The organism is Paenibacillus roseus (assembly GCF_016424485.1).
GTDB classification, from domain to species: Bacteria; Bacillota; Bacilli; order Paenibacillales; family Paenibacillaceae; genus Paenibacillus_D; species Paenibacillus_D roseus.
This window is the reverse complement of sequence record NZ_JAELUP010000031.1, coordinates 1-26,355: the sequence shown is the minus strand read 5'-3', so window position 1 is coordinate 26,355 and position 26,355 is coordinate 1. Positions and strand designations below refer to the sequence as shown.

The following is a 26,355-nucleotide window of genomic DNA, read 5'->3' as shown; positions in this document are numbered from 1 at the left end:
CAATATCCGCCAGCTGCGGTTATTTGGCGTGCTCTTCCCTATTACACATATTTGGACCTTTCTTAACATGATTGAAAGCCAAACCCCGGGTTAAGGAATATAGGAGGCGTACAACACTGTCAAGAGAGGAGAACGTAATATGGGACATTATATTGAGACAGAGCAAAATGTAAAGCTTTTCGTAGAAGATATTGGTTCCGGTACTCCCCTTATCTTCATGCACGGTTGGCCGTTAAACCACAAAATGTTTGAATATCAATTTACACTGCTGTCGCGAAGAGGCTATCGCTGCATCGGCATTGACCAGCGGGGGTTCGGACGCTCTGATGCTCCGTCGCAAGGCTACAGCTATGACAGGATGGCAGATGACCTGCGGGCTGTCATTGATCATCTGGAATTGCAGGATGCCGTTATGATCGGATTTTCAGTTGGGGGCGCGATTTCAATTCGCTATATGGCGAGGCATCATGGACACCGTGTCAGCAAGCTCGCTTTGGTCGGCGCTGCTGCCCCGGTGTTCACACAGCGTCATGATTATGCCTATGGCATGACCAACGAGGAGATGAATGATCAGATCCACGCCGTAATGACGGACCGCCCGAAGATGCTCAAGGATTTCGGCAAGCTGTTCCTCGCGCATAAAGCCAATCTGTTCAATGCTGTCAGCAATGATTTTACGGACTGGCTGCACCGGCTCGGTCTGGAAGCTTCCGCATGGGGCACCATCCGGGTAGCCGAATCGCTGCGGGATGAGGATTTGCGCCCCGATCTCGCTCAACTCCGCGGACCGGTCACCATCTTCCAGGGCTTGCAGGACAAAATATGTCCACCGGATTTCGGGCAGCTGCTCGTCAAAAATATTCCTGAATCTACACTTGTCCATTTTGAACATAGCGGTCACGGCATCATGTTCGACGAACCGCAAAAATTCAATGACGAGTTAATCTCCTTCCTGGAGAAGTCCCAGCCCGTTCAGGCGGCGGCCAAGCTGCCTACAATTTTATTATAGACAATAAAAATCCCTTATTTTACATTTTAAATCCAAATGAAGGAATAACCTTTAAAAGCAACGGCAATATTAAGACCGCCTCAAAAACTAACTTTTAAAGGAGCCTACCACAAATGAGTCACCATATCTCCAACCAGATTCAACAAAGCGAGCAAATTCTTCATCAACTGATTAACCAAACCCAGCAAGCGAGCCAAACGTATCAACAATTGCTCCAACAAGAGCAGCAAAACGCTGCCCAATTGGAGGCATTGGCTCAACGTGAGCGCCAGGCGGCACAAATCATCCAGAATGCGCTTCACGGGCACCAAGTAGCCGTACAGCAATTGCAGCAGGTTATTCAAATTTCCAAACAACTGGAGCAAATTCAGCAATCCCAAGCTCAATCCCAATTCAACTATGGCGCTATCAATCAAGCAAATCAAGGCGCCTACGACCAACAAAGATATCAATAATTAGTAAAGCCGTGCTCAAGCAAGCTTCACCGTTTGCAAGCTTGCAACGACTTGAAGAATGCCAAAAAGCTGTCCTCCACCATGAAGGACAGTTTTTTGGCATATCGTATAATTTTTCCAGATCGGTATAAGATAGTTGGAGAATGGAGGGAAGCAACTTGAACGTAGCATTGCCACAGGATATTGCTTACAAGCGGACATTAATCGTCAATGTTGTTCTAATTGGGGTACAGGGAAGCAATGATTGGGTACTTGTCGATACCGGCATGTCGGGTTTTGCTGACTCTATTGCCGAGTGGGCGGAAGAAAGATTTCCATCTGGAAGAGCACGCGCCATCATTTTAACCCATGGTCACTTTGACCATACAGGGTCTGTCGGAGAGCTGATGAACCGTTGGGGTGTGCCGGTGTATGCCCATAAGGAAGAAATGCCTTACTTGACCGGACAAGCTGATTACCCGGAGGCTGATCCTGAAGTCGGGGGCGGCCTGATGGCAACCGTGTCCCCGTTGTATCCTCATAAAGGCATAGATCTGGGCAGACGCATTCGTCCGCTGCCTGACAACGGAGAGATTCGTGAGCTTCCAGGCTGGGAGTGGATTCATACGCCGGGACATACGAAGGGCCATACCTCTTTATTTCGCAAGCTGGATCGCACTCTTGTTGCTGGCGACGCCTTTATTACAGTAAAACAGGAATCACTGTTCGCTGTCATCACTCAGGACAAAGAAATTCATGGACCGCCGGCTTATTTTACGCCAGATTGGGATTCTGCCCGGGAATCTGTAAAGCGTTTATGCGCGCTTAACCCCAGAATAGCCATAACAGGTCACGGGGTTCCACTGGGGAATGAAGAACTTTCCCGGGGACTGAGAAGTCTTGCTGAGAATTTTAACCGAATTGCCCTGCCGAAGCATGGAAAGTACGTGCATACCGGCCAATGATAACAATAAAGACCGTAAAGTCCATCCGAAGCAAGGCAAAAGGCTGCCCTGTTACAGTTACGAAGGACATATCCTTTTGCCTTAGCAGGTTTATGAGGGACCGGGGCTCTGCTCGAAAAAGCCAAAGATCAGTTTAGAGCCGTTACTTTACATAATGTAGCATGACCATTTGACCTGATTGACTAACTTGCTTCAAGGTGAACGTGCCAGGAGCAGTTCCTTGCGGAAACAGCGGAATACCTGCGCCAAGCAGCTTGGGAATTAATGCGATTTGCATTTCATCGATAAACCCCTTGTCCAGAAAAGCCTGCACCAATTGCCCGCCTCCGACAAGCCATATCGGTCCATTGGACATCTCTTTCAGCCGCGGAATTAACGTTTCAACCGCTTCATCTGTAAAAACAACATTCGGGTCAGCAGGCAGCTCCGACTTCGTCAACACATAGGTTGGCTTGCCTTTATACGGAAATTCATCCGACAGTTTTAATACTTCCTCGTACGTCAATCTGCCCATGACCAGCGTGTCAATGCCTGAGTAAAAAGCTCCATAGCCGCTATCCCCTCCATCGCCTTCTATATCGTCCAGCCAGTCCACTGAACCATCCGCCCTGGCGATATACCCGTCCAGACTCGTTGCAATGTACAAGATGACCTGATTTGTTTTCATTCTGCATCGCTCCCTTCTGAAATATAGGTTACACTATATTTATGACATTATATGACGTAATTAAAGGAGTCATCATGAACGAGCGCAGAATAGCAATGATGCAGATCATTGATTCACGTAGAAAGTTTACAGCCCGCGAGCTGGCGGAACGCTTCGGGGTTTCCGTGCGAACGATTCAGCGCGATCTCGATTACTTGCAGCAAATCGGCTTCCCGCTCTACACGGAGCAAGGACCTCATGGGGGCTACAGGGCGCTGCCTAACCGGATTCTGCCGCCGCTGCGGCTTAACCAGACCGAAGCGCTGGGGCTTTTCCTGAGCTTGCAAGTGCTGGAGAAGATAAGCGACTTCCCCTTCTCAGCGGTGAGAAGCCATCTCTCGGCTCACTATTATGGAAGCCTGCCGCAGGATATCCAGGACACCATCGACCGGATGCGGCACTATATCGTCTTTTACCTGCAGCCAGCGGCAAAACATGCGCCATATACGACTGAAATTTTGCAGGCTGCTGTGGAGCAACGGGCTTTAGCCTTTCAATATCAATCCAAATCCGGGACCAGATGGGTACATGCATTTCCGGTGGGCCTTTATTTTGACAACGGGTTCTGGTATATGCCTGCACTTTATAAAGAAAGAATATTGCTGTACCGGGCAGACCGTATTCAGAGCGCATCAATTATGGAAGAGACGATGCCTGAGCTTCCCACTTTGAAGGAATGGCTGGCAGCCGAGGAGCAGCGCGAGGGCGAAGAGGTACAACTTCAATTTACAGAGCAAGGCAGTAGGATCGCGCAGGACGACCGCTTGTTCCAGTCTGTGGCGAATCAGATATGGCAAAGCCGCGTGCCTTACGAGGAAATGGCCTATTTGGCCCGCAAGTTGGTAAGTTACGGTCCAGAGGTTAAAGTGATCTCCCCTCCCAGACTCCGGGAGCAGGTCATGGGACTGCTAAGACAGAGCCTTGAGCAATATATGTTGTAGACATGCAAGTAGAGCTGAAGACAACAACGGCTGTCACCGCATGGATTGCGGGACAGCCGGGGGGAGATTTAGCCCTTATACTGCTCAGTTCAGCTAATCTTATATAAAAGCGTGCAATAAGCGATCAACGGCGAGCGAAGCGTCCACCTGGGTACATACGTAGATCGGTGAGCCAACCAGCGATCTGCGACGCAAATCGGCCACCGTCATGCCCGCGCACAGCTCGCTGTCGCATACGACCTTCACATTCATCAGCTGCGTCGTTACAATCGATGGATCTTCTGCTACCAGAACGGTAAGCGAATCATGAATCGGCGCCGATTCAATAAAGAAGTTGCTGGCGCGATAGAAATTAAAATAGAATCGGTGCGATTCCCGAATGAAATTCACCATCTTATCATTTTCTTCCCCGCATGCTTGCTGGAGCCTGTCAAGCTGCTCGCCTGTCAGAAGTGTCTTCATCGTCACGTCGAGACCTACCATCGTGAGAGGCACGCCGGAAGCGAATACAAGCTCAGCCGCTTCAGGATCGTTCCAAATATTAGCCTCCGATACCGGAGTAACGTTGCCGGGAACGGCTATAGCTCCACCCATCACGTACACATGCTTGATGCGCTGGCATACGCCAGGGTCTTTCTCTATGGCATGCGCCAAATTCGTCAGCGGACCTAACGTTACTAAAATCAACTCGTCTTCCAGCTCATGCGACTTGCGTAATATAAAGTCTGCCGCCGCTTCGTCCAGCACCTGCTGTGAAGAAGCCGGAACCTCCACATCGCCGATGCCGTTCGCTCCGTGAACATGGGTTGCGAATTCCGGTTGGTCCAGCTTCAATGGCTTGCCCGCTCCCTGTGCAACGGGCACCTCGTACAATGGAGCCGCCAATTGAATCATTCTTAGCGTATTGTCTGTTGCCTTCTCAACGTTAATGTTGCCGAATACGGTCGTTATACCTTCAACTCTAATGGAAGGGGATTTCAATGCGTATAGAATGGCTAATGCGTCATCAATGCCTGTATCCGCATCAATGATCATTTTTTTCGTCTGTCTCACATACAGCCCTCGCTTTTCATTCATGGAAGTATGTCTTTACGTCCGCCATCGTCGGCATTCCGTCCTGCGCCCCGAATTTCGTAACAGCAAGTCCGGACACCTTGGCGGCAAAAGAAACTGCGTCTGCGATTCCACGGTCCGCGCATAGAGCATAAGCCAATCCGGCGTTAAATGCATCCCCTGCCCCGGTTGTATCGACAACATTCATGCGATAACCAGACTGGCGCTGCAACGAGCCTTCTCTGCACTTCCACATCGACCCTTCTGAACCTAACGTCGTTACGACGCAGCGAACCCCGCTCTCCAGCAGCTTATCGACCGCCTCTTCCGGCGGACGCTCTCCGAGCGTAATCCCAGTCAGAGCCTCAAGCTCCGTTCGATTCGGCGTAATGACATGAACGCGTCTGAGCAGACTCTCCGGGAGCGGTTGCGCCGGAGCCGGATTGAGAATGACAATTTTGCCATGCTTCTCTGCCAGTGCTGCAGCGTATTCCACCGTCTCAAGCGGAACCTCCAGTTGCAGCAATACTGCATCCGCAGCATGAATGAGCGTTTCAACCTGCTGGACGTCACTGGCGTCCAGCTTGGCGTTCGCCCCTGGCACCACGACGATGCTATTTTCGTCCGGTGTCAGCGTAATCGAGGCAGTACCGGTCGAAGCTTCCCCTTTAATCTTAATATAGTCGCAGTTCACGCCACTATCGACCATCGACGTCATGAGCGTACGACCGAACGGATCAAGACCAATCGCGCCGATCATAGTTACCTGTGCGCCCAGGCGAGCCAAGGCAACCGCCTGATTGGCGCCTTTGCCTCCCGGTATAAAGTGAATCTCGTCGCCCAGAATCGTCTCCCCTCCTTCAGGGAATCGGGAAGTCTTGACGACGATATCCATATTTATGCTGCCTACGACGACGATGTTGGGCTGTTTCATACGCCGTTAGCCTTCTTGTCGACCAATCGCTCCATCAACAGCGCTACCGCGCGGGTATGATCAACATCCAGACAAACCTCGACGTTGGCCTTCTCATCGAGCGTTGCGATCGTCTGACCTGTTTGCGGACGATGATCGTAGTCAACGTGAATGTTCATGCGCTCCGTTCGGACGAGCGTACGATCAATCAGCAGCGCGACAGTAAGGGGATCGTGCATAAACGACTTCTCTTCCCCCGAGAACTCAAACCATTTGCTGATCATGCGAGCAAGCGCCATGTTCAGCAAATCGCCTGTAGCGTGCAGCTTCGCTCGCTCCGCTTCCGTAATAATGACTTTCATCGTGACATCCAGCCCTGCCATCAAAATAGGAGCGCCGCTGCGGAATACGAGCGAAGCCGCTTCCGGATCGCAGACGATGTTATGCTCCACGACTCGCATATGAACGCCATTGTCTCCGAGACGGGTAACGCCGCCCATCACAACGATCTCCTTCACATTCTGGGCCACGCGAGGTTCGCGGATTAAGCAAGCCGCAATATTCGTAAAGGGACCAATCGCTACAATCGTAATTTCACCAGGATTGCTCATCACCGTATCAATGATAAAATCGACCGCATGCCGCTCCTCATACTCCAGGTTGTCATCCTCCGCCAGCAGACCGTCACCCTCATGACCGGCCATCCATATCTCGCGATTGTTCAGCAGTGTCTGGTTGAGGCCCGCGTATACGCGAACCTCCGGGTGTCCGCCGTATTGCAGCATCTTTTTTACCATGCGCGCACGCAGTTCCACATTTCCATAAACCGTCGTCACGCCTTCGATTTGTATTTCTTCTGAATGCATCGCCAAGGCCAGCGCCATTGCGTCATCTACGTCGCTTCCGATATCGGTATCCAGTATGATCCTTGCCATATTTCTCAGTCTCCTTAGCCCTTAAATTCCCTTTTTCCGTTTCTTTCGTTTGCTTTCAACAATTGCGTAAACGAGCAAGCCTACAACCGTTGCCACATACGGGAACGTCGCGATCAGCTCCGATGGGATTTTCAAAATTTGCAGCGCATTGGCCATCGCATTCGTCGCCCCGAATATTAACGAAGCAAGGAACGTTCCGATTGTGCTTCCCCCGCCCAACGCTTCAGCCGCAATAGCAATCCAGCCCCGTCCGGCCGTCATATCTCTTGAGAAGAGGGACAGATAACCCATAGACATGAACGCGCCGCCAAGGGCAGCAAAAAATCCACTTAACAATAGCGCGATAAATTGAATTTTGCCCACGCTGATGCCGACCGATTGAGCCGCTTGCGGATTCTCGCCGACCGAGCGAATTTGCAAGCCCAGCGGCGTTCTCTTCAACATGTAGTATACGCCCGCCACAGCCAGCAAGGAGACATACGTCAATACGTTATGACCGGAGAGGATCGGCCCGATTAACGGAATATCCTGCAACAGCGGAATATGAAGGTTCGGCAGCACTTTGCTTTGCAGCGAGGTCGAAGTACCCTTGTCTCCGCTTACCAAATAAAGAATAAAAACGGTTCCGCCCGAAGCAAACATGTTAATAGCAATACCGCCCAAAATAATATGCGTCTTAATCTTCAATGTGAAATAGGCCAGAATGGCCGACAACGTAATGCCCGACATTACCGCCCCAAGCAGTCCGATCCAGGCGCTGCCTGTATAGGCGCTCACGATAACGCCCGTCAAGGCGCCAACGAGCATCGTCCCCTCCATCCCGATATTGACGATACCGGCTTTGTTGGAGATCAGCGCTCCTAATGCGGCAAACAAGATCGGCGTCGTAACCCGAAGGACGGAGAAAGCAAAATCAGTCGAAAAAAGTACGCTCCAGAAGCTATCCAAGTTTCTCCGCCTCCTTCAGCAGCTGTCTGTTTTTCCACATCTTCAGAAACTGCTCCGCTGAGATGAGCAAAATAATGATCGCCTGAATAATCGAGACCAGCTCAGCCGGAACATCCGACATGATAGACATCTGATCCGCGCCAATCCGAATATAGGCCAGGAAGAGCGCCGCGCCAACGACAGACAGTGGATTGTTTTTTGCCAGCAAAGCGACCAAAGCGCCGTCCAGGCCATAGCCGGGAAGACTGGACCATTGGAAACGGGAGTACATCCCCAGCACCTCCACCGCTCCTCCCATTCCTGCAAGGAATCCGGCGATCAGATGCACCGTAATAATAACCCGCGCCGTCTTAATGCCCGAGAACTCGGCGAACGCACGGTTGGAACCCGTCATGCGCAGCTCATAGCCCCATCTTGTGTGATACATAAAATAGTGGGTAGCTACGATACAAAGCAGTACCAGAATCAGCCCCGTATGAATTCGCGTCCCTGGAATCAGGTTCGCGAGCCTTGCCGTCTCCTGGAATTTGAAAGACACATTGGAGAAAGCGGCCGCATCTCGCAGATGATAGTTCAGGATATAAAGACCGATACCGGACAGAATGCTGTTGAACATCAGCGAGGTAACGAGCACATCCGCATTCCACTTTGCTTTCATAATGCCGGGAATCACCGATAGAAGCGCGCCAACCATCGAGCCTGCAAGTATGGCTGCAACGGGATGAATAAAGCCGCTCATGCTGGCGTAGATCGCGATGATAGCGGCAACCAGACCCGATATAAAAAATAATCCTTCCGCACCCAGATTGAACATTCCGCTGCGGAATAGCAGAACGACCGACAAACCTGTGAACATAAGCGGAATCGACATCTCGACCACATTGCCGATCTGGGCCGTAGTCGAGATCGGTCCCAGCAAGAAGATCGAAATCGTCTCCAGCGGTTGATCGCTGATCATGGCAATGATGAGGAAGGCGATAACTAGCGCAATCGCAACCGATACCAGTGTTCTTATGACATCAAAGTACTTGAGCATCTGACGTTACGCTCCTCCCTGCGTGTTCACCCTGCTGTTTTTTCAATCCGAGCATATACAGTCCCAGCTCTTCTTCCGTCACTTCAGACGGCTTATCAAACGCAGCAACCAATTCACCGCCGTACATCACATACAGCGTATCGCTCAGCTCCATAATTTCATTCAAGTCTGCTGAAATAAGCAGGATAGCGCAATTCTGGCTTCGCATCTCCAGCAGCTTCTGGTGAATGAGTTGAGCCGCGCCAATATCAACGCCCCGGGTCGGCTGCTCGGCAATGAGCAGAATGGGATCGATTGAGCATTCCCTCGCCACGATTACTTTCTGCATATTGCCGCCGGACAGCATCCCGATCGGCTGCGCAGGACCGGAGCATCTGACTTTGAATTCCTCAATCAGCTTTTCCGCCAGACTTACAATCGACTTGCCTTTCAGGAATAAGCCTTTATTCCATTCCCGACTGCGGTAACGCGTCGAAATGATATTGTCGGAGATGCTTTCCTCCTTCGCCGCCCCTTGGCTCATGCGGTCCTCAGGAACATACGAGATGCCAAGGTCCCGGATCGAACGTATGTCTAGGTTGCTAATTTCGGAGCCGTTCACCTTGGCCGAACCTTGCACTCGGCCGTCAAGCCCGCCTGTCAGCGCCTTGACCAGCTCGGCTTGTCCATTCCCCTCTACGCCGGCTATGCCGACAATCTCTCCTGTGCGAATAGAGAGATGAATATCGCTCAGCGCTTTTTTGTCCAGCGCATTCACATACGTAAGTCCTTTAACATCCAGCACCGGAGGTCCGTAGAAAGACTCTTCCTTGTCGTACTTGAGCATGACATCCCGGCCGACCATCAGCCGGGAAATTTCCTGCTCAGTGACGTCCGCCATATTGAAGACGCCGGCGCTTGTGCCACTGCGCATAATCGTAATGCGGTCGCATATCGCCTTTACTTCCTTCAATTTGTGCGAGATGAAGACGATCGTATGGCCTTCCTGTTTCAAAAGAAGCAATTGCTTGAACAGCTCTTCCGTCTCCTGCGGAGTCAGTACAGCTGTCGGCTCATCCAGAATAAGAACCTTCGCTCCGCGTAAGAGCGCTTTCAAAATTTCCACTTTTTGCTTCATGCCTACCGACAGGGACTCTACCTTCGCCCTTGGATCGACCGTCAGCTGATACTTCTCCGACAGTGCCTTCGTCATGCGCACCGCTTCTTCGTAATGAATGCCGAGACCTCTCTTCGGCTCCATCCCAAGCACCATATTTTCCGCTACCGTAAAAGACGGCACGAGCATAAAGTGCTGGTGGACCATGCCGATGCCCTTCTCAATCGCATCCTGCGGCGTCTGGAAGCGCACTCCCTCACCCCGCAGCAGAATTTCTCCGTCGCTTGGCGCTTCCATGCCGAACAGTATTTTCATCAGAGTGGATTTGCCGGCCCCGTTCTCTCCGGCCAGAGCATGAATTTCGCCTTCCCTGAGCGAGAAGTCGACGTTGCGGTTGGCTGTAACGCCATTCTGATAGACCTTAGTGATATTGCGCATCTCCAGCACATTCTCACGCATCAATGTTCTCCCCTTAGACTTTCGCCAGCCCAGCGATGGCAGCCTGATAGAATTGATGGAAATTCTTCGTAGCAAAAACTCTGTTGATTATTTTAGCCTAAAGCCCCTATGATTCCGTATGTTATGGCTTAACGGAATTGCGGATTTTATCAACTTCAGATGTTTGCATGCCCATCGCGTTGCTGACTTTAATTTCGCCGTCAATCAGTTTCTTCTCGATTTCAACCAGTCGAGCCTTGATGTTCTCAGACACAACCGAATTGAAAATGTCGTTGCGTGCGATGCCTACGCCATCCTGCTTAAGACCTACAACATCCAGCTTGCCAAGCTCAAGCGTTCCCTCTTTAATGCCTCGTACAGAATGAACGATCGCTTGGTCGATTTTTTTCACAGCAGAAGTAATAATCAGGTTCGCTTTGTCTTTATCGGTACCCTCGATCATCGTTCCTTGGTCGGAGTCCACGCCGATTGCGTAGCGTTTCTTCTCCTTCGCTGCATCGAACACGCCCAGGCCTGTTCCGCCTGCAACGTTGAAGATCACATCAACGCCCGAGTTGTATTGCAACAGTGACAATTCCTTGCCCTTACCCGGATCGTTGAAGTTGCCTGCATAAGATACGGCTACTTTAATGTCCGGCACAGCATACTGAGCGCCTTCAATGTATCCAATCAAGAAAGCGTTGATAGCAGGAATGTCCATGCCGCCCAAGAATCCAATCTTTTTATCCGGGTTCGCATTTGGCAAATCGGACACACTAGTCAGAGCTGCCGTCGCGCCTGCGAGGAAGGATACTTCATTGACCGCGTAAGAGATTGCGTATACATTTGGCGCCACTTCCGGGATGTCTGTGTCATAGTTGATGAATTTTTTGTCAGGGTGCTTCTCAGCCGTAGCGTTCAGCAATTCCGTGATTTGCGAGCCTCCGGCAATGATTACATCCCAGTCTTGTCCAGCTACGGTATTGAATGTCGGTTCCCACTTCGTAGAATCCAGACCCATCTCGATAACTTTAGTCTCTGCTTGCAGGCTGCTCGCTACTTGCTCAAGTCCGCTGTTCGCCGCATCGAAAAACGATTTGTCGCCAAGCGTACCCTGGATAAGCAAAACAACTTTCAATTTCTCTGATTTGGAACCGGAATTGCCTGGTGTTTCATTCACCGGACCGGTATTTTTGCCCCCGCCCGAACAGGCCGAAATCAACATAACAGCAACCAGCACAAAAGCCAATACACTTCTTTTCATCGTTAAGCCCCCTAGAAGTTGGTTTGGTCATCACTCCACAGCTCATCTTCTTTATCCGCTATAGAGTTTACGATATGCTTCTTTCAGTGTTATGATTATATCAAAGGATGCCCTAATGTTTTATCTTGATTCGTTCATATTTTTTATAGGATTTGGCTAAATCAAACGATGGGAGCTACGGATATGAATAATATGGATTTTCTGTTCTTCTCCAAACGCGAGAACCAGGAGTATATCCCTACTCATTTTCACAAGTGCTTCGAACTCGTTTATTATTACGGCAACGGCCATACGAAGATCGGATCTACCGCCTATACCTTCCGCAAAAACACCTTTGCCCTCATCTCTCCCTACACCGAGCATCACGAACTGCATCTCAATGAAGCGGATGTGTTGTTTGTCGGCTTCAATAGCGATCGGGAAGGACTTTCCCACTTGAACGGCGTGTTTGAGGACGACAAGGATGGCACGATAGAAAATATATTGCTTCGCATGAAAACGGAATTCGTACAGCAGCAGAATGATTTCTCGGACATGCTTAATCTGCTTGTTGGCGAGTTATCTATCCATTTGCTGCGCGTGATCGGAATCCGCAGGGCATCTAAGCAGCAATCGGATCGGATGCATTATGTGCTTAACTTTATGGATGAGCATTTTTGCCAAAAAATATCCATTCAAACCCTCGCTGACCTGGCGGGGTATAGCTACGGGCGGTTTCGTCACCTGTTCAAAGAGAAGTACGGCGTTGCTCCGCTTCAATATTTATACGTGAAGCGGCTTAACTACGCAAGGTCATCTCTTATTTTGCATCCGAAGAAGCTTATCTCGGAAGTCGCGCTTGATGCCGGATTTGTCAACGATGCGCAATTCTGCAGTATGTTCAAGCGTGAAAACGGCATCTCTCCCAAGCAATACCGGCTGTCCAAAGCCTGGAAAAACGACTGACGCAGTCTGCTGATTGTCTCATCCAAGACATAAAGAAACCGCCCGGCAATATGGCAGTAATGCTGTAAAATGTATTACGATTAATATTTTGAACTATTCGTTTATCGCCAGTAACCGTGATTATAATATGTTCCATCTGGGAGAAGATTATACAGAAATTTAACCCATAAGCAACTAAAAAGATGACTCCGGGTGAATACCGAAGCCATCTTTTTTTCAGCCTAATCTTCTGTCCGCTTGAAATTCTGATCTTGCCACCGAAACTCATCATAAGCCTGTATGCGGGAATATCATTCCTCAAGAAATTGGCTTGATTCTTCGGTATGACGCTTGATAAAGTTCAAGAATTCAATATGCTGGCGAGTTCCGTCAGATTGGAGAGTCTAACACAAGCAAGCAGCGGCAAAAACATGACAAAGAAGTTGTCCCCCCATTGTGGCAGTGAGGCGGACAACTCCTTGGCTTAAATATTCGGCTGGAATCAAGCAAACTAATTCACAGAAGCTAATCCCTGTTAATTATGCTCCAGCATCCGAAGCAGCATCACCGTGGCTTCCGCACGAGTGGCTGTTTCACCGGGTTCAAATCGGTTTCCGCCGCGGCCACCCACAATGCCCAGTTGGCGAATGGCTTCGACAGCTCCGACAGACCATCCCGGAATCGCTTCGTCATCAATGAATGGCGTTGAGACCCCGGGATCAAACTGCAGCTTGAGCGCCCGAGCGATCATCACAGCCATCTCGGCACGCGTAATCTTGCTGCTTGGCCGGAAACTGCCGTCCTCGTATCCAATGATGATTCCCGCCTGTACCGTCTGGGCCACGGCCGCCCTTGACCATTCGGCGATCTGATCTTCATCTGTAAAGGTTAGGGTTAAAATTTTATCGCCTAAGTTCAATACCCCTGCCAGCATCACTGTAAACTCAGCGCGTGTTACTGCGTTGTTCGGCTTGAACGCTCCCGCCGGATAACCGCTCACGATCCCTTTCCCCGCCGCCAGCCGGATGTCCTTTTCCGCCCAGTGTCCGGCGATGTCGGTGAATTCAACTATCGGCGTCTTCGGCTCTACAGGAGCTTCCGGATCAATCGGCTTCGCCGGTATGGTCCGATTTATCTTGAGCGTGTAGGTTTTACGGGTGCCGTCTTGCGCCTGCACGATCAGGTCCAAGATGTTCTCCCCTTCTCTCAACTCAACCCGGATGCCATCGTTCAGCGGCTGATCCTGCCAAGTCACTTGGGCTGCTGCGTGTTCAGCAGACGCTTGCACCTCGACCTGCTTTGCTTCCGTCTCAGCCATATACGTGAACTGATCTGGTGTAAAGGACGGCGTTAAGGATACCCGTTGACCACCCGCATGTACTTCCAACGTTTTCAAACGTGTATTGTCTGACAAAAAGTTCGAAGGATAGAAAACCGCTCGTGTAACGGTCACTTTTCGAATCGCCTCGGCTGTTTGGCCGATCGGGTTCGCCACCGTATACCGCAGTGTGTACACGCCAGCCCTTCCGGTATCGACCGTGCCGCTCACCATGATCTGGTCGCTCAGATCTCCATAATAAGCATCCGTCGCCGCAGCGCCCGGATCGCGAAACGTGCTGCCTTGCTTAATCGAGATCTCGGCCGGGCCTTCCAAATTCAAGAGCGGCGGGTCAATCACATGCACCGTTCGCCTGGTCTCCGCTTGGTTACCAGCGCGGTCGGTGACCACGTAATGCCGCTCATATGAGCCTACTGTAGCTGTATCTATATTTCCTGTAATTGAAATTGCTGCTGTGACATCACCGTCCAGGGCATCCTGCGCAGTGGCTCCTGGCTCCTCATAATCGGCGTTCACGGCGATCACCAGCGGGTCAGCGCCGTTCAAGGCAATGACAGGCGCGGTCCCATCATAGGTTCGGACAAGCGGCTCCGAGGCCACATTTTCGTTTCCTGCCGCGTCCTGTGCAACACCCGCCGGGATCTCTACCGTCACTTGACCATCGGTCGATGGCGTCACTACAAATGTATACGTCATTTCACTCACAACATTGAAGTTGCTTCCCGTTCCATTGCTTACCAGCACATCGTCGAGTGTGAATCCCGTTACCGCCTTGCTGAACGACGCCGTTACCGTAAACGGCCCGTTCAACGGATCGCCCGCCGTACTGTTCAGCAGCACCGTCGGCAGGGGATCCCACTTGGCATACAACGCAATGTCCTGTTCCACCGTTAAAGGGAATTCAGCTTGCTGCAGCCACGACTCGTCCGTATACCAACCGGCAAATACATATCCCGCCAGTTGGGGCAGTGGAGCCGGCTCAGAAATACGGCTTCCGTATGGGACATCGATTACGGATGCCTGTTCCATCGTTCCTCCGTTTAAATGAAACTCGACTCTTTGATCCGGAAACTGTCTAATGACATCCACCATATATTTTTTCGCAGCACCGCTTTGCGCGATAACTTCAACTTCAATCGAATTGCTCCCCAGTTCTAATGCTACAGGTCCAAATGGAGATCCACTGGTTGCTGGTTCACCATTAATTGTTATCTCGGAGCGCGCATCCATCACAGTCGGTGTCAGGACGATACTGCTCGTTTCATTGCTAACATTTACAGTGTAACTCGTAGTGTCTTCTGAAAACGTTGGACTCAGTTCTCCAGCAGATAGTGTTAAACCACTTAAATTCACATTATCTGAGAGCACGATCGCTTCGACTTCATTAGAAGGCCGACTTTCTCTTCCGGCAAATATAGCTCTGACCGTGTAATAGTAGGGAACTTCTTCCGGTTGGTTTGTTACCGTATACACATGTTCAGCCCCAGTAACTGTTGCAATCGCCGTACCACTGGATGAGGGAGTCAGAGATTGGGAAATCGTATATTCGACCGCTCCATTTACAGGTTGCCAAGATAATTTTACTTGCCCCTCCTCTACTATTGCCGGATTCATTATTGGAACACTTGATATACGTACAGCATCTGGGGGTTGCGAGCTTGGTTTGTATGTAGCGATCATCCAGACATTCAAGCCATCAAATGTAGACAGGTAACTCCCGCTATACTCATTTGACACTTGAAAGACTTCTATTTCACTAGTAGCTGTATCTATTTTAATCATTTCATTGCTGCCTGCAAGTCTGCTCCAAATGTTCTGACCGTCAAATGCAGCTTGATTCATGTGTGACAATGACCAGTCATAGCCTGTCATGATTCCGGTTTCCGCATTCATTTTAACGACTTGATTTGCACCATAAGGAATCATCCAAATATTTTCGCCATCAAAAACTCCTCCATTGAAGGCATAAGATCGGTTGACATAGCCGCTTGGCCAATCGTGATATCCCGTTAATTCCTCTGTTTCGGTATCCATTTTAATTACTTGATTTGCTCGAGAAGGAATGAACCATATTGAACCTTCATGATACACGGCTCCCGAAAAAGCATAGGGCTCCAATTGAAACCCTTCAGGCCAATCTGAATATCCTTGCATAGAACCATCTAGCGGATCAAGCCTTACGATTTGATTCGCACTCGAAGGGACCATCCATATATACCTGCCATCGTATACACCACCTTTAAAAAAGGGAGCATTGCCTCTGTTAAAATCATCTGGCCAATTACGAAACCGTGTCAAACTGCCTGTACGGGTATTAATCTTAAGGACGTTATCTGCAATGGCTGGAATTAACCACAGATTCTCACCATCATAGACGCCTCCCGAAAATTGACCATATCTAACGGAGGGTGAATATCCATCAGCCCAAATATCGTACCCTCTCATCTCTCCTGTCTCCGGGTTCATTCTGACCACTTGGTTAGTTTCTTGGGGGATCATCCAGACAAACCCATCTGCATAAAACACTTCCGAAAAGAGGGAAAAACTCATCTTAAACCCTTCGGGCCAGTCATTATAGCTTGTGAACTCAATATCCGGACCTGGGCCGAACCCATTACCGAACGTGTAAACGGGAAAAGACCCACAAGCCAAAAAGATCACTAATAGTGCAGCCATGATCCTTTTTTTATAGCCGATTTTCAACCAAATCCACCTCACTTCATATCGTCATAATTGCTCGCTTCTTCGCAATAAAAAGCGACGGCAATTTTTCTAGCGATTTTTGCTAGTATACCATATTAGTGGAAGCAGGACATACCGACGGTTCTGAATCGTTGCGAACAAGCCGCAAAATCACCAAAAAGAAACAGCCGCTAAACACTCAGAATCCCTTGTGTCTAGCGGCTGTTTTGTTATGGAGTCCAGGGGATGCATCCCAGCCACTTGCTACGCGCGGACTGGACCCTTGGCCTCTTCGCTGCCAGTGAAGAGATGGGATTCTGGAACGTCTGTGGCTCGAACGAAAATCCACTAAATTTATAAGATTTTTCCTGATTGAGCTCTCGTCGATACCTACGCGGGCGTTCCAGAAACAAAAAACTTGTGACCAAAAATGTGACCAATGTAGTTAAACTGAAATATAAGGTACCTCGCTGACTCCTACCCTGTCAAGATGTGAAGTGGGGTTCGGTATGCTAAGGTGGGATTGGCGCAATGCTAGTCATATCAAGGGTTCTGGCGCTTATTCGTTCTTCCGCTTAAGATCGCCATCATGATTTTGTCATTTGCACCAAACGAGGCCCCCCTATCAATCCACGAAATTTACTCCGCTCCTTCTACTCACTTATGAAGAAGGCTGAAGTTCCAAAAATTCGCTTTCATGATTTACGGCATACCGTTGCCACGTTAATGTTAAGTCGCAATATCAATCCTAAGGTAGTCAAGGAAATATTAGGACATTCTGACATTCTTGTAACTCTGGACACATACAGCCATGTCCTGCCTTCCGTTCACAAAGAAACCGCAAAAAAATTCGGCAGTATGCTTTTTGGTTGACCCTCGACACCACCTTCAAAATCAGTCTGAAAGCATGGTATAATAAGAAGAAATGGAGTTGATTGTCAAATACCGGAACTGCTTGATCCCCGGAATGATTTCGTCTTCAAACGTATTTTGGGCAGTGAAGAAAACAAGGATGTACTTCTCGCTTTCCTGAATCGTACATTTGCGGAATCCGGCGAAGCTCCTTTGACGGAAATCGTTCTGCTCAATCCATATACTGATAAAGATGCTCCGCTCGATAAACAGTCCATCTTCGATATTTGGGCGAAGACGATTGAAGGAAAACTGATTAATATCGAGATGCAGCTTTTCAATAAATACGATATCGAAAAACGGACGCTTTTTTACTGGAGCAAACGCTACTCCAGCCAGTTGCAGGAAGGGCAGACCTACAAGGAACTGAAGAAATGTGTTACCATCAACATTTTGAACTACTCATTTATTCCGAATGAACGTTATCATAATGTGTTCCATTTGAGAGAAGATCATACGGGCCTTGAATTGTCTGATGATATCGAAGTACATTTCATGGAACTGACTAAGTTGGACGATCAAGCCATTCCGCTGGAAGGTGGATTGATTAATTGGCTGCTGTTCCTTAAAGGAGCCGACAAATCGAGTTGGGAGGTGCTGAAGATGAACGAACCTACATTGAAGAAGGCAATGGATACTCTAGAGTTTTTAAGCCAGGATCGGGAGGCTCGCCGCTTATATGAGGAGAGGCAAAAGTATTTGCATGATGAAGCTTCCATGATCGAATGGGCTACGGAAAATGGAGAACGCAAGAAGGCTATCGAGATTGCCAAGAACATGCTTTCCCTAGGGTTGGATGTTGGAATTGTCGCAAAAGCCAGCGGACTCTCTAAAGCAGAAATCGAATCGCTAAGACCGATTCAATAATCTTCACCCATTACTGAGCTCCTTTCATCCAAGTGTTGAACAAGACAAAATAATCGCCTTGCCCTTATTTAAAAGGACAAGGCGATATCTTTTTTATCGAGAAACATGATACTCTGGCATGATCTCAAAACACTCGAAAATCCCGATTTTACACCAAAAAAATCGTCCGTTTGACCAAACGTGTGACCACGACCCCAAATCATTACTGTGTCGGACATAGAAAAAACCGCCAAACACCCGGAATCCCTTGTGTTTAGCGGCCTTTTTCGATATGGAGCCTAGGGGGACCGAACCCCTGACCTCATCGTTGCCAGTGAAGCGCTCTTCCGTATGGGGATGTTGCAACCCCCCGATTTATCGATGGCCCAAATACCGGAATTTAAGCTCTCTTAATTGGTGTGAGCATCAAGGCTCGACCGATTCCGCGACCTTCATTGCCTCGTCGCCAGAGATCGGGCCGACCAGGCTATACTGAATCCCGTCAACCACCCAGTACAGCTCCGTAAACTCGGCTTGCTCGAAAATAAAGCCGTCCGCCCCACCCACTTTTGTCGGTGTGAACAGGTCCGTCGGGAATGCCGCTGGCATGCGGCTCGCGCTGAACGTCACCGTCTTATCACCTGCGCCGTATGTGAAGTTCAAATCTCTGAGCGGTTGGTCCTTCATTCCTACGCCGACGATTTCCGCCAGCTTGAAGCCTTCCGGGACGACTCGCGGAACAAGCGCACCGGGACCGTAAGCCGTTTTCGCTTCCTCCACCGTTCCGAACCGAGTCGTGATCAATTTGGACAACTCCGAACCTGTGGCTCCTCCGTTTCCGGGCGACACGGTTCCCGTCGAATTATCCGTTGGCGTCGGTACCCCGGCGGGCGCTTGCAGCATCGGCAATCCCGTCACGATGACGACCGCCGCGACCAGCGCAGCCGCTCCCGCAAGCCAGGCTTTCGGAAGAACGAATCGGCGGCTTTTCTGCTCCCCAGCGGCTTTCTTCCTTATTTTCTGTTTAACGCTATCGCTTAATTCCATTCCTGAAAACAACATATCGTCCGCCTCCTTTCGCAAATGTTGACGCAAATTATTCTCCATGTCCTTCATCGACTGTCTCCTCCTTGCGCATTTCCCGAGCTAACGCCTCGCGCGCCCGGTGCAGTCTGTTTCTCACGGTACCCTCGGGCGACGACGTCGCTTCCGCAATTTCACGTGTGCCCAGGTCCAGATAGTAATATAGATACAAAGCCTCCTGATAAGGCAGAGGCAGACGCAGCAAATGCCGCAAAATCTCACTTTTCTGCAATCTTCTAAGCACTTCTTCTTCCACGTTGATTGTCCGTCCCCGCTCCATCTGGCTGGGATCGGTCGGCTGTTCCGCAAACATCCGCACGCCCATCTTGTCCCTGCAAACGTTGATGGCGATCGTCGTCAACCAGGTTTTGACCGCGCTATCTCCCCGAAACGAATTCCAGTTGCGATAAGCGCGCAGGAACACCTCCTGACTGATATCCTCGGCAAGATGCCGATCACCAGTATAAAAATAAGCGGTGTACATGACCGTCGAGCCAAAGCTGTCCATCAGCTGCTCTAGTGCTTGAGAGGGTTCTTTCGAGAAATTTTCCTTGTTATTCGAGCCGGCCGGCTTCACTGAATCATCACCTCCACCTTATTAGACGGCATGAGCGCTTTTTTCGCTGCACTTCGCTTTAAATCTGAGGGCCAATTAAAGATTTCGCGAATTTGAGCTTAAATCCCCGTATCTTTCTACCTTGAATTTCATACGATGAAGAGCCACATGAACAGTGTGTCTGTTACATGCGGCTATTTGACTTCATTTTCGGTTTAAAAGATTAACGATATTCGTTTATACTAGTACTTTGTTCTCTATGGGAGCGCATCGCTGCCAGCGATGCGCTCTCCCACCGTGACCGGTCTCACTACCAACAACGGACAAACCCGCTTGAAAAGATTTTTATCTACTCAAGCGGGTTACGAACTATTATGTCCCTGATCAATTATTGCCCATTTACAGTATCGAGTTAATAAAGCAAATTCACGACCCACCCGCTTGCCTGTGTCGGCATAGCTATTTGCATCGATGACTGGTACATCGCGAATTGCTGCACCTGGCGAGCCTTCGAGTTCAGCAAGCTGCTTGCCGGGACTTCATTGTATCTTTCCGCTGCTGATGATAGACGGTCAGCGAGGCCATAGTTGCCGCTAATCGCTTTCGTTGTTTGTTCGAAATTTGAACTCAAGCTCATCTTAAGCTGCTCTTCATCTAGCTTGAGAGTACCATCGCCGTTACGGTGAATACCGATTCGCTCATAAGTAGATGAGCTGACTAACGATTCCATGCTTTTACGGACAGATGAATTCATAACTCGACCGGCATCTTTCAAGCGATCATGCATCATATTGTAACTCGTCACCATATCTTTAACTTGCGCGATGACTTTGTTTTCGTCCGGTTTGATTTGAATTTTCACAGCTTCCATTGAAGGGGCCAATAGGGTCGCCGTAGCTTTGCCCTTCTCCAGATCAATCGTGTTCGACTGCGAAACTTGCGTTGCGCCGCCATTCACGCTGTAGGACGCATTGGACGCTAGTTGCGTTGCATGCTTAACGCCGGTTGCCGACATTGCGTTGCCGGTAACATCTTCAACCTCGAAAGCCTGTTCCGCTCCCGTCTTGTCGCTGCTTAACTCAAGCTTCTTATTGCCTGTTTTATCATCCGTTACGATACTGGCGGTTATGCCCGTTTTCGCTGCATTGACCGCATCTTTCAGCTTGGTCAGCACTTGATCGTTCGTATCGTTATCCGAGATAACAGCCGATGCCTTCGTAGTCTTGCCGCCTATCGTAATGTTGAACTGATTGATGCCTCTGCTTGCAACGGACGTTTCCGCTTTAGACAAAAATGTTCCGCTGTTCGTTTGAGAAGTCGCGATCGCATTCACTTTAACTTCATAAATTTTGCTCGCGGCTCCGGCCAATGCAGTTGCAGTAACCTTTTTGCTGTCCGATGATTCCGCCGTCCGTGCTTGGAAAGATGAATTATCCTTCTGCATTAATTTTTGCGCCGATGCCTGCAGATCCTGTGCAGATTTCAAAAAATTCGCAATCCCGGTTGCCGCTGTCTTGACATATTGCTCATAAGATTTGCTCTTCGAAGCGAACTTTGAGAACAAGGATGGGTTCGCACCCAAGTTATTGGAAGATTCGAAACTCCAAGACGTCGTTCTGTTAATCGGATTCATCAAGTTATACGAGTTAATCGATAACGTCATCCGTCTCCCCCCCCCATCTGGTCGCATAATATATAATGCTAATTTCTGCTTCAGCTTCAAATTCGCTATCGTTTCAGCATCGTATTTTACGGCATGCGTGTCCATCTCACCTCAGTGAGGCATACTTGCTCGATCGCACGAACTCGCGATGGACTTCCTGAATCGCGTTCGTACGCATTAGCAGTTCCTCGGAACCGCCATGCTTCAGTTGCCCGGCAATCTGCATCAGCTTGAACGTGTTGTAATGGTTCGCATCCGCTTTGCTACGGCTATGCTGCAATGCGTCCTCATAGGCTTGGCGTTCCATCGAGAGACTCATTGCTTGATCATGTAGATTAGTATCATATCGTTGTAAAAAGTCCATTTCGTCGGCGCGCAGCTTTTTGCCCAGCATGAGTGTATTTCGAATAGATGCCAAACGTGACTGATCCTGCGTCGCGAGTACATCCTTGAATTGCTGCATCACTTTGAAAGAATCACTGATCGGTTTCACGAATTTTACATTCACGCCATCCCCCCCTAATCACAAATACAAATATCGTCACATGCAACGATGCCTTGATCCAAGTATCGGGCTACATATGCCATCTCTCGTGACACCTAGCTTTTCTTCGTCAAAACCTACAAATATTACTTTTAATTTATCATGAAAAATGGTTTTAAATATGAAACTTAAAGAAAACTTTGAGTTCGCGCTTGCAATGCTCCAATGGTCAGTATAATGAACTCTATTGCGATAAAATGACGATTTCAGAGTTACTCCCTACTTTGATCCCACAAACTTTATTAAGTCCAGCCAATACAAAAAACGCGGCCCCGAAGGACTTCGTACGTTATCGTGTATGTTGGATACTGGACGAAGCCTATCTTTCTGAACAAGCATGCGGCAATATTTTAATGACAGTTTGTTTGTGAAGTTCCAGCTCCCTTGCCGCTCAGGGGGACGAATGATTCGATTGTGACGGATTGCGAAACGCATAAGTTGTCGTTCAATTTTGCAAAACGGCCGCGAAACCAGTATGTATTTCTTTGTGTCTAAAGCCAGATTTTGAGCCACAAATTCCGGAGAATAGCTTCAATACAAGACGAGTTTTCTTTCATCTCATCGTATGAGATCGAAATCATACTCCGGATGAAGCCCAACAGATTGTCCCATGAGTGACCACCAAATCTTTTCGACAAACCTTTTATTCCCAAACCCGTGTCCCCGCAATAGTGCGTCTTTTACTTAACGCATTATCATCATTGTTGCAAAAAACAGCCCCTTCTGGGCTGCTCGTTGAATAGTTTGGTGAACCTTAGCGGGATCGAACCGCTGACCTCTTCGCTGCCAGTGGAGAGATAGGGTTTCGTACGTTAAGGAAAATACGGAAGAAATCCTTGTGGGACAAAGCATGTTTGAATATTATGTTTCTACGTTCGAGTGGCTGCGGCGCTCAAAAAAGAATAATTGTGACCAGAATTGTGACCAAACCCCCTCACATTGATGAAAGTAAATGAACCCCGCCAACGGGGCCGGGTTTCAAGATTTTAGTGCTTTTTTTAAGGTTAGATGGATAAGGAAAATCAAGGCGTAAAGCCTTGTATGTGGTAATATCCCCTTACGGTAGACAACGATAAAGAGACATCTGCTAAGATGGACTTGACGTTGTTTATCGGAGGGGATTATTTCATGGGAAAAACAGGACGTACGAATAGTAGTTACTCTGAAGAATTAAAGATGCAAGCGGTACATCTCGCTTTAGAGGGGAATATTTCCTATCGTGAAGTTGCACGGCAATTAGGCATTCGGAATAAAACACAGGTTGAGGTATGGGTGAAGAGATTTAGAGAAGGTCAGCCACTTCAGCAAGAAGTTGTTCGCAAAGGCAGAACACGAACCAAGTTTGCTTCCGTTGAAGAGGAAATGGCTTACTTGCGAGCGGAGATTGAGTATCTAAAAAAGCGGTATCCAAATCTACACGGGGAGTGACCAACAAAGCAAATCGCTTCGAAATCATTCATGTTATGAGATCAAATTTTCCTCTTACACGGCTTCTAGAGCTTGCTCAAGTATCCCGTTCTGGCTATTACAAATGGCGTGCAAGTCAATCGAGAAAAGTGGCTCGACATCAAAACGAGCAGTTGTTAGGAGGGCACATCATGGTCGTTTGCATCCTTACTTTGGCTACCTACGTATGACAACTACTCTGATGCGTGAAGGTCTCCACGTTAATCACAAGCGTGTTTATCGGCTCATGAAGAAGCTCGTCATCCGCAAGAAACGACGCTTCTTTGGCAAGACAGCATCTGTTGTGCACCCCAATCGGCTAGAGCGACAATTCTATACAGATAAACCGCTAAGCAAGCTCGTTACGGATATTACATACATTAGAGTAGGAGAGCGTTTTGTCTACCTCTCGGTGATCCAGGACCTCTTAAACAACGTATTTGTGTCTTGGCATCTTTCAGAGCGTAATGACTTAGCCCTTGTTACGAAAACAGTTGATTTACTCGCCGAGAAAGCAGATCTCTCCGGCGTAATGCTCCACTCATCAAGGGTTTCAATACACATCTAAACCATTTAATCGTAAGCTGATTAAGCTCGGGTTGGTAGGCAGCCATTCCAATAGGGGGAACTACTTGGAATGCCTGCATTAAATCGTTCTTTTCACACTTAAAAGCGGAAAAAATTATCTGACCAAAACGCAAACAACAGCATATCTGGTAAATATTATAAGTGAATATATAACATTCTACAACCTTAGTCGTTTTCAAAAGAAATTAAACGACCGCTTACCTGTAGAATACAGGCAAGCGGTCGCTGCATAATAAATGTCTTTTTATTCGTGTCTACTTGACAGGGTTATTGAGTAATAAGGAAAAGCATTTTCTGAAAATGAAGACATTTCATTTTCAGTACGTCGCGGAAAGCCAAATGTCACGTTCCCTTCCATAAATCCTACCTCTGAGTAGAAGTTAATACAAGCTTGTATCCCTCACTTCGGTTTCAAGAGTTTGTAGTTCATAATCCCACAAGCCACTCCCTATTATTATGTTTTTAAGTTCTAAATAATATGAATCTTTTAATATAGTAGTTGCTACTATTGCACTATACTGAGACTTTGGATGAGCTTCTCTTAATAAACTTTTAAGTCCATTGATGATGATATTTCTTCTTTTGGTTGATATATTTGTTCCCGCTTGAAACTCTATTGCTTTATCTAATAAATCTTGTAAAGTATCTAAAGATTTATTGGCTATATCAAACCTAGGTGTAACTAACTGATCGGAACTATTTAAGTAAATTACCTCAATTGTTTTTTTTCCGAGTGTACTATTATTTTTACTTTTGTACCGATAGTTCTCAATAATCATATGCTCTCTTGGATCTGTTATTGTTGGATCAATTATAGGTTCCGCAATAGTATTATGAGTTCCTTTATTAGTATTACAGTGAACACAAGATGGTAATAGATTATTCCATTCTACTACCTCATTAGGAAATGCATCTTTATGATGAAAGTGTTCAACATGCATATATTTTCCTTCTTCGCCAAGCTTGCCTTCACAATAGCTACATTTCCCATGCGACATTTCAAACAACGGTTTCTTAATATAAGAAACTGCCCATACACTGTCTTTTGTATCAATGAATTTTTGAGTAAGCTTCTTTTTGTGGTCTTCAGTAAGCTCTGTCGGACATTCTGATCGATTAATATTTATCATTCTCTAGTCCCCCAAGTGAAGCCATCTGTATTTTTAACAATTTTAATGTATGATTATTGGGGTGTAACATACTTTCTAACCTGTAATATTCATTTCTCGCATCATCAATGACTTCATTATCAATAGCAATATCAAATTTCTTTATAGCATCTTTATATCTATGCGATCTAGTTTCATTTAATCCCATAACATCATTCAATATCTCCTCAATCGTCCAACCCTGATAACCATATTCGTTGCTTTCTGGTAAATCACGAATAAAAGTATTTCCGTTGTCATCAAAGCCCAATGGAATAATTTCTCCTGGTCTTGCTGATTGAATGATATGGGGGCTATGCGTCGTTGTGATGATTTGAGCATTTGGTAGCAACCAGCGAATAATTTCAATTAACTTTTTCTGCCATTCGGGGTGCAAATACAAATCGATTTCATCAATTAATAAAACTCCCATAAAGTTGTGAACGTTTGAACCATATTGCTCTAGTGACTCCACTTTCTTTATTAAGCTCAATAAAATCATTAATACTGATTGATACCCTGATGACATGTGATCTATTAAAATCCTACCCTTAGAAGTTTCTACATAAATCTCTATTTCAAAATGTTTGTCTCTGTTATATGGATTCTTGGAAGCCTTTCTCTCATTGAAAACTTCCTGCACATCACCGAAGGAAATGCTAGGGTCAATCATGCTGAAACATTCTTTTACTAAAGAAAAATTCCTTTCTTTTGAATAATTTAAATCAGAAACAAAATAATTTTTATATAACCAAGTCTTTAATGGATTAGAACCATATAATTGATTGGTCATATTCCGATTATTAACTGAGAAACTAATAATGTAATTTGTTGAGATTAATTTATCGCCTTTAATATTTAGATTATCTTTAATATTAACATCAGT

General features: G+C 47.7%; 21 protein-coding genes and 2 pseudogenes. 8 read left to right on the top strand and 15 right to left on the bottom strand.

The features are described 5' to 3' along the window. The first annotated feature begins 139 nt into the window (after positions 1 to 139). The 3 genes from JFN88_RS09415 to JFN88_RS09405 all read left to right on the top strand — a co-directional run bounded on the left by JFN88_RS09415 (position 140) and on the right by JFN88_RS09405 (position 2,408). A complete protein-coding gene (locus JFN88_RS09415) occupies positions 140 to 1,009 on the top strand; it encodes an alpha/beta fold hydrolase (protein WP_199019074.1) in 870 nt (289 codons plus the stop codon). Positions 1,010 to 1,122: 113 nt separating this feature from the next. Then, positions 1,123 to 1,464, top strand: a complete 342-nt coding sequence (locus tag JFN88_RS09410; protein ID WP_199019073.1) for a hypothetical protein — start codon at positions 1,123 to 1,125, stop codon at positions 1,462 to 1,464. Between the two features lie 143 nt (positions 1,465 to 1,607). After that, positions 1,608 to 2,408 (top strand): MBL fold metallo-hydrolase, encoded by an 801-nt coding sequence (locus JFN88_RS09405; RefSeq protein WP_199019072.1) that lies wholly within the window; start codon positions 1,608 to 1,610, stop codon positions 2,406 to 2,408. A gap of 142 nt (positions 2,409 to 2,550) precedes the next feature. Here JFN88_RS09405 and JFN88_RS09400 read toward each other — a convergent pair whose 3' ends face one another. Beyond that, complete coding sequence (locus JFN88_RS09400) at positions 2,551 to 3,075, bottom strand: dihydrofolate reductase family protein (protein ID WP_199019071.1); 525 nt, start codon at positions 3,073 to 3,075, stop codon at positions 2,551 to 2,553. A 74-nt stretch (positions 3,076 to 3,149) separates the two neighbouring features. Here JFN88_RS09400 and JFN88_RS09395 point away from each other — a divergent pair, with 74 nt between their 5' ends. Beyond that, the gene (locus tag JFN88_RS09395; protein WP_199019070.1) at positions 3,150 to 4,055 is read left to right on the top strand and encodes a helix-turn-helix transcriptional regulator; all 906 of its coding nucleotides are present in this window, start codon (positions 3,150 to 3,152) and stop codon (positions 4,053 to 4,055) included. Positions 4,056 to 4,154: 99 nt separating this feature from the next. On the opposite strand, the gene JFN88_RS09390 is transcribed toward JFN88_RS09395, so the two are convergent. From JFN88_RS09390 to JFN88_RS09360, 7 genes are all read right to left on the bottom strand, one after another. Further along, positions 4,155 to 5,108 (bottom strand): nucleoside hydrolase, encoded by a 954-nt coding sequence (locus JFN88_RS09390; RefSeq protein ID WP_332908457.1) that lies wholly within the window; start codon positions 5,106 to 5,108, stop codon positions 4,155 to 4,157. A 16-nt stretch (positions 5,109 to 5,124) separates the two neighbouring features. After that, entirely contained in the window at positions 5,125 to 6,042 is a 918-nt protein-coding gene (rbsK, locus tag JFN88_RS09385) for a ribokinase (RefSeq protein WP_199019068.1), read from the bottom strand. Beyond that, positions 6,039 to 6,956: a nucleoside hydrolase gene (locus tag JFN88_RS09380; RefSeq protein WP_199019067.1), complete on the bottom strand. Its 918-nt coding sequence runs from the start codon at positions 6,954 to 6,956 to the stop codon at positions 6,039 to 6,041. Before JFN88_RS09380 ends, rbsK begins: the two co-directional genes overlap by 4 nt. A gap of 21 nt (positions 6,957 to 6,977) precedes the next feature. Further along, positions 6,978 to 7,904 carry an ABC transporter permease gene (locus JFN88_RS09375; protein ID WP_199019066.1) on the bottom strand — a complete coding sequence of 309 codons (927 nt, stop codon included), beginning with the start codon at positions 7,902 to 7,904 and terminating at the stop codon, positions 6,978 to 6,980. Beyond that, positions 7,897 to 8,940 (bottom strand): ABC transporter permease, encoded by a 1,044-nt coding sequence (locus JFN88_RS09370; protein WP_199019065.1) that lies wholly within the window; start codon positions 8,938 to 8,940, stop codon positions 7,897 to 7,899. Before JFN88_RS09370 ends, JFN88_RS09375 begins: the two co-directional genes overlap by 8 nt. Then, positions 8,924 to 10,495: an ABC transporter ATP-binding protein gene (locus JFN88_RS09365; RefSeq protein WP_199019064.1), complete on the bottom strand. Its 1,572-nt coding sequence runs from the start codon at positions 10,493 to 10,495 to the stop codon at positions 8,924 to 8,926. Before JFN88_RS09365 ends, JFN88_RS09370 begins: the two co-directional genes overlap by 17 nt. Before the next feature lie 121 nt (positions 10,496 to 10,616). Continuing rightward, positions 10,617 to 11,738 carry a BMP family ABC transporter substrate-binding protein gene (locus JFN88_RS09360; RefSeq protein WP_199019063.1) on the bottom strand — a complete coding sequence of 374 codons (1,122 nt, stop codon included), beginning with the start codon at positions 11,736 to 11,738 and terminating at the stop codon, positions 10,617 to 10,619. A gap of 183 nt (positions 11,739 to 11,921) precedes the next feature. Between JFN88_RS09360 and JFN88_RS09355 the strand changes: the two genes are divergently transcribed. Further along, on the top strand, positions 11,922 to 12,683 hold the full coding sequence (locus JFN88_RS09355) for a helix-turn-helix domain-containing protein (RefSeq protein WP_199019062.1): 762 nt from the start codon (positions 11,922 to 11,924) through the stop codon (positions 12,681 to 12,683). 514 nt (positions 12,684 to 13,197) lie between these two features. Here the strand turns inward: JFN88_RS09355 and JFN88_RS09350 are convergent. After that, positions 13,198 to 16,551 carry an immunoglobulin-like domain-containing protein gene (locus JFN88_RS09350; protein ID WP_199019061.1) on the bottom strand — a complete coding sequence of 1,118 codons (3,354 nt, stop codon included), beginning with the start codon at positions 16,549 to 16,551 and terminating at the stop codon, positions 13,198 to 13,200. Positions 16,552 to 17,280: 729 nt separating this feature from the next. On the opposite strand from JFN88_RS09350, the pseudogene JFN88_RS09345 reads away from it, so the two are divergent. Together JFN88_RS09345 and JFN88_RS09340 are read left to right on the top strand one after the other, a co-directional pair. Beyond that, positions 17,281 to 17,556, top strand: a pseudogene (locus JFN88_RS09345) (tyrosine-type recombinase/integrase); the annotation flags it as partial. A gap of 69 nt (positions 17,557 to 17,625) precedes the next feature. After that, positions 17,626 to 18,462, top strand: coding sequence for an Rpn family recombination-promoting nuclease/putative transposase (locus tag JFN88_RS09340; protein ID WP_199019097.1), 837 nt, complete (start codon positions 17,626 to 17,628; stop codon positions 18,460 to 18,462). 405 nt (positions 18,463 to 18,867) lie between these two features. Here the strand turns inward: JFN88_RS09340 and JFN88_RS09335 are convergent, their stop codons facing one another. The 4 genes from JFN88_RS09335 to JFN88_RS09320 form a co-directional block, all read right to left on the bottom strand. Further along, positions 18,868 to 19,557, bottom strand: coding sequence for a DUF4367 domain-containing protein (locus JFN88_RS09335; protein ID WP_199019060.1), 690 nt, complete (start codon positions 19,555 to 19,557; stop codon positions 18,868 to 18,870). Then, a complete protein-coding gene (locus JFN88_RS09330) occupies positions 19,538 to 20,101 on the bottom strand; it encodes an RNA polymerase sigma factor (RefSeq protein ID WP_332908456.1) in 564 nt (187 codons plus the stop codon). Before JFN88_RS09330 ends, JFN88_RS09335 begins: the two co-directional genes overlap by 20 nt. Before the next feature lie 391 nt (positions 20,102 to 20,492). Beyond that, complete coding sequence (gene fliD, locus JFN88_RS09325; protein WP_199019059.1) at positions 20,493 to 21,743, bottom strand: flagellar filament capping protein FliD; 1,251 nt, start codon at positions 21,741 to 21,743, stop codon at positions 20,493 to 20,495. Between the two features lie 106 nt (positions 21,744 to 21,849). Continuing rightward, a complete protein-coding gene (locus JFN88_RS09320; protein WP_199019058.1) occupies positions 21,850 to 22,251 on the bottom strand; it encodes a hypothetical protein in 402 nt (133 codons plus the stop codon). 1,164 nt (positions 22,252 to 23,415) lie between these two features. Between JFN88_RS09320 and JFN88_RS25685 the strand changes: the two are divergent. Continuing rightward, positions 23,416 to 24,554: pseudogene (locus JFN88_RS25685) on the top strand (IS3 family transposase). Between the two features lie 147 nt (positions 24,555 to 24,701). On the opposite strand, the gene JFN88_RS09310 reads toward JFN88_RS25685, so the two are convergent. Both JFN88_RS09310 and JFN88_RS09305 read right to left on the bottom strand, forming a co-directional pair. Then, positions 24,702 to 25,451, bottom strand: a complete 750-nt coding sequence (locus JFN88_RS09310; RefSeq protein WP_199019057.1) for an HNH endonuclease — start codon at positions 25,449 to 25,451, stop codon at positions 24,702 to 24,704. Continuing rightward, the coding region (locus JFN88_RS09305; protein WP_199019056.1) for an AAA family ATPase at positions 25,438 to 26,355 on the bottom strand (918 nt) is incomplete at its 5' end. The genes JFN88_RS09305 and JFN88_RS09310, both read right to left, overlap by 14 nt.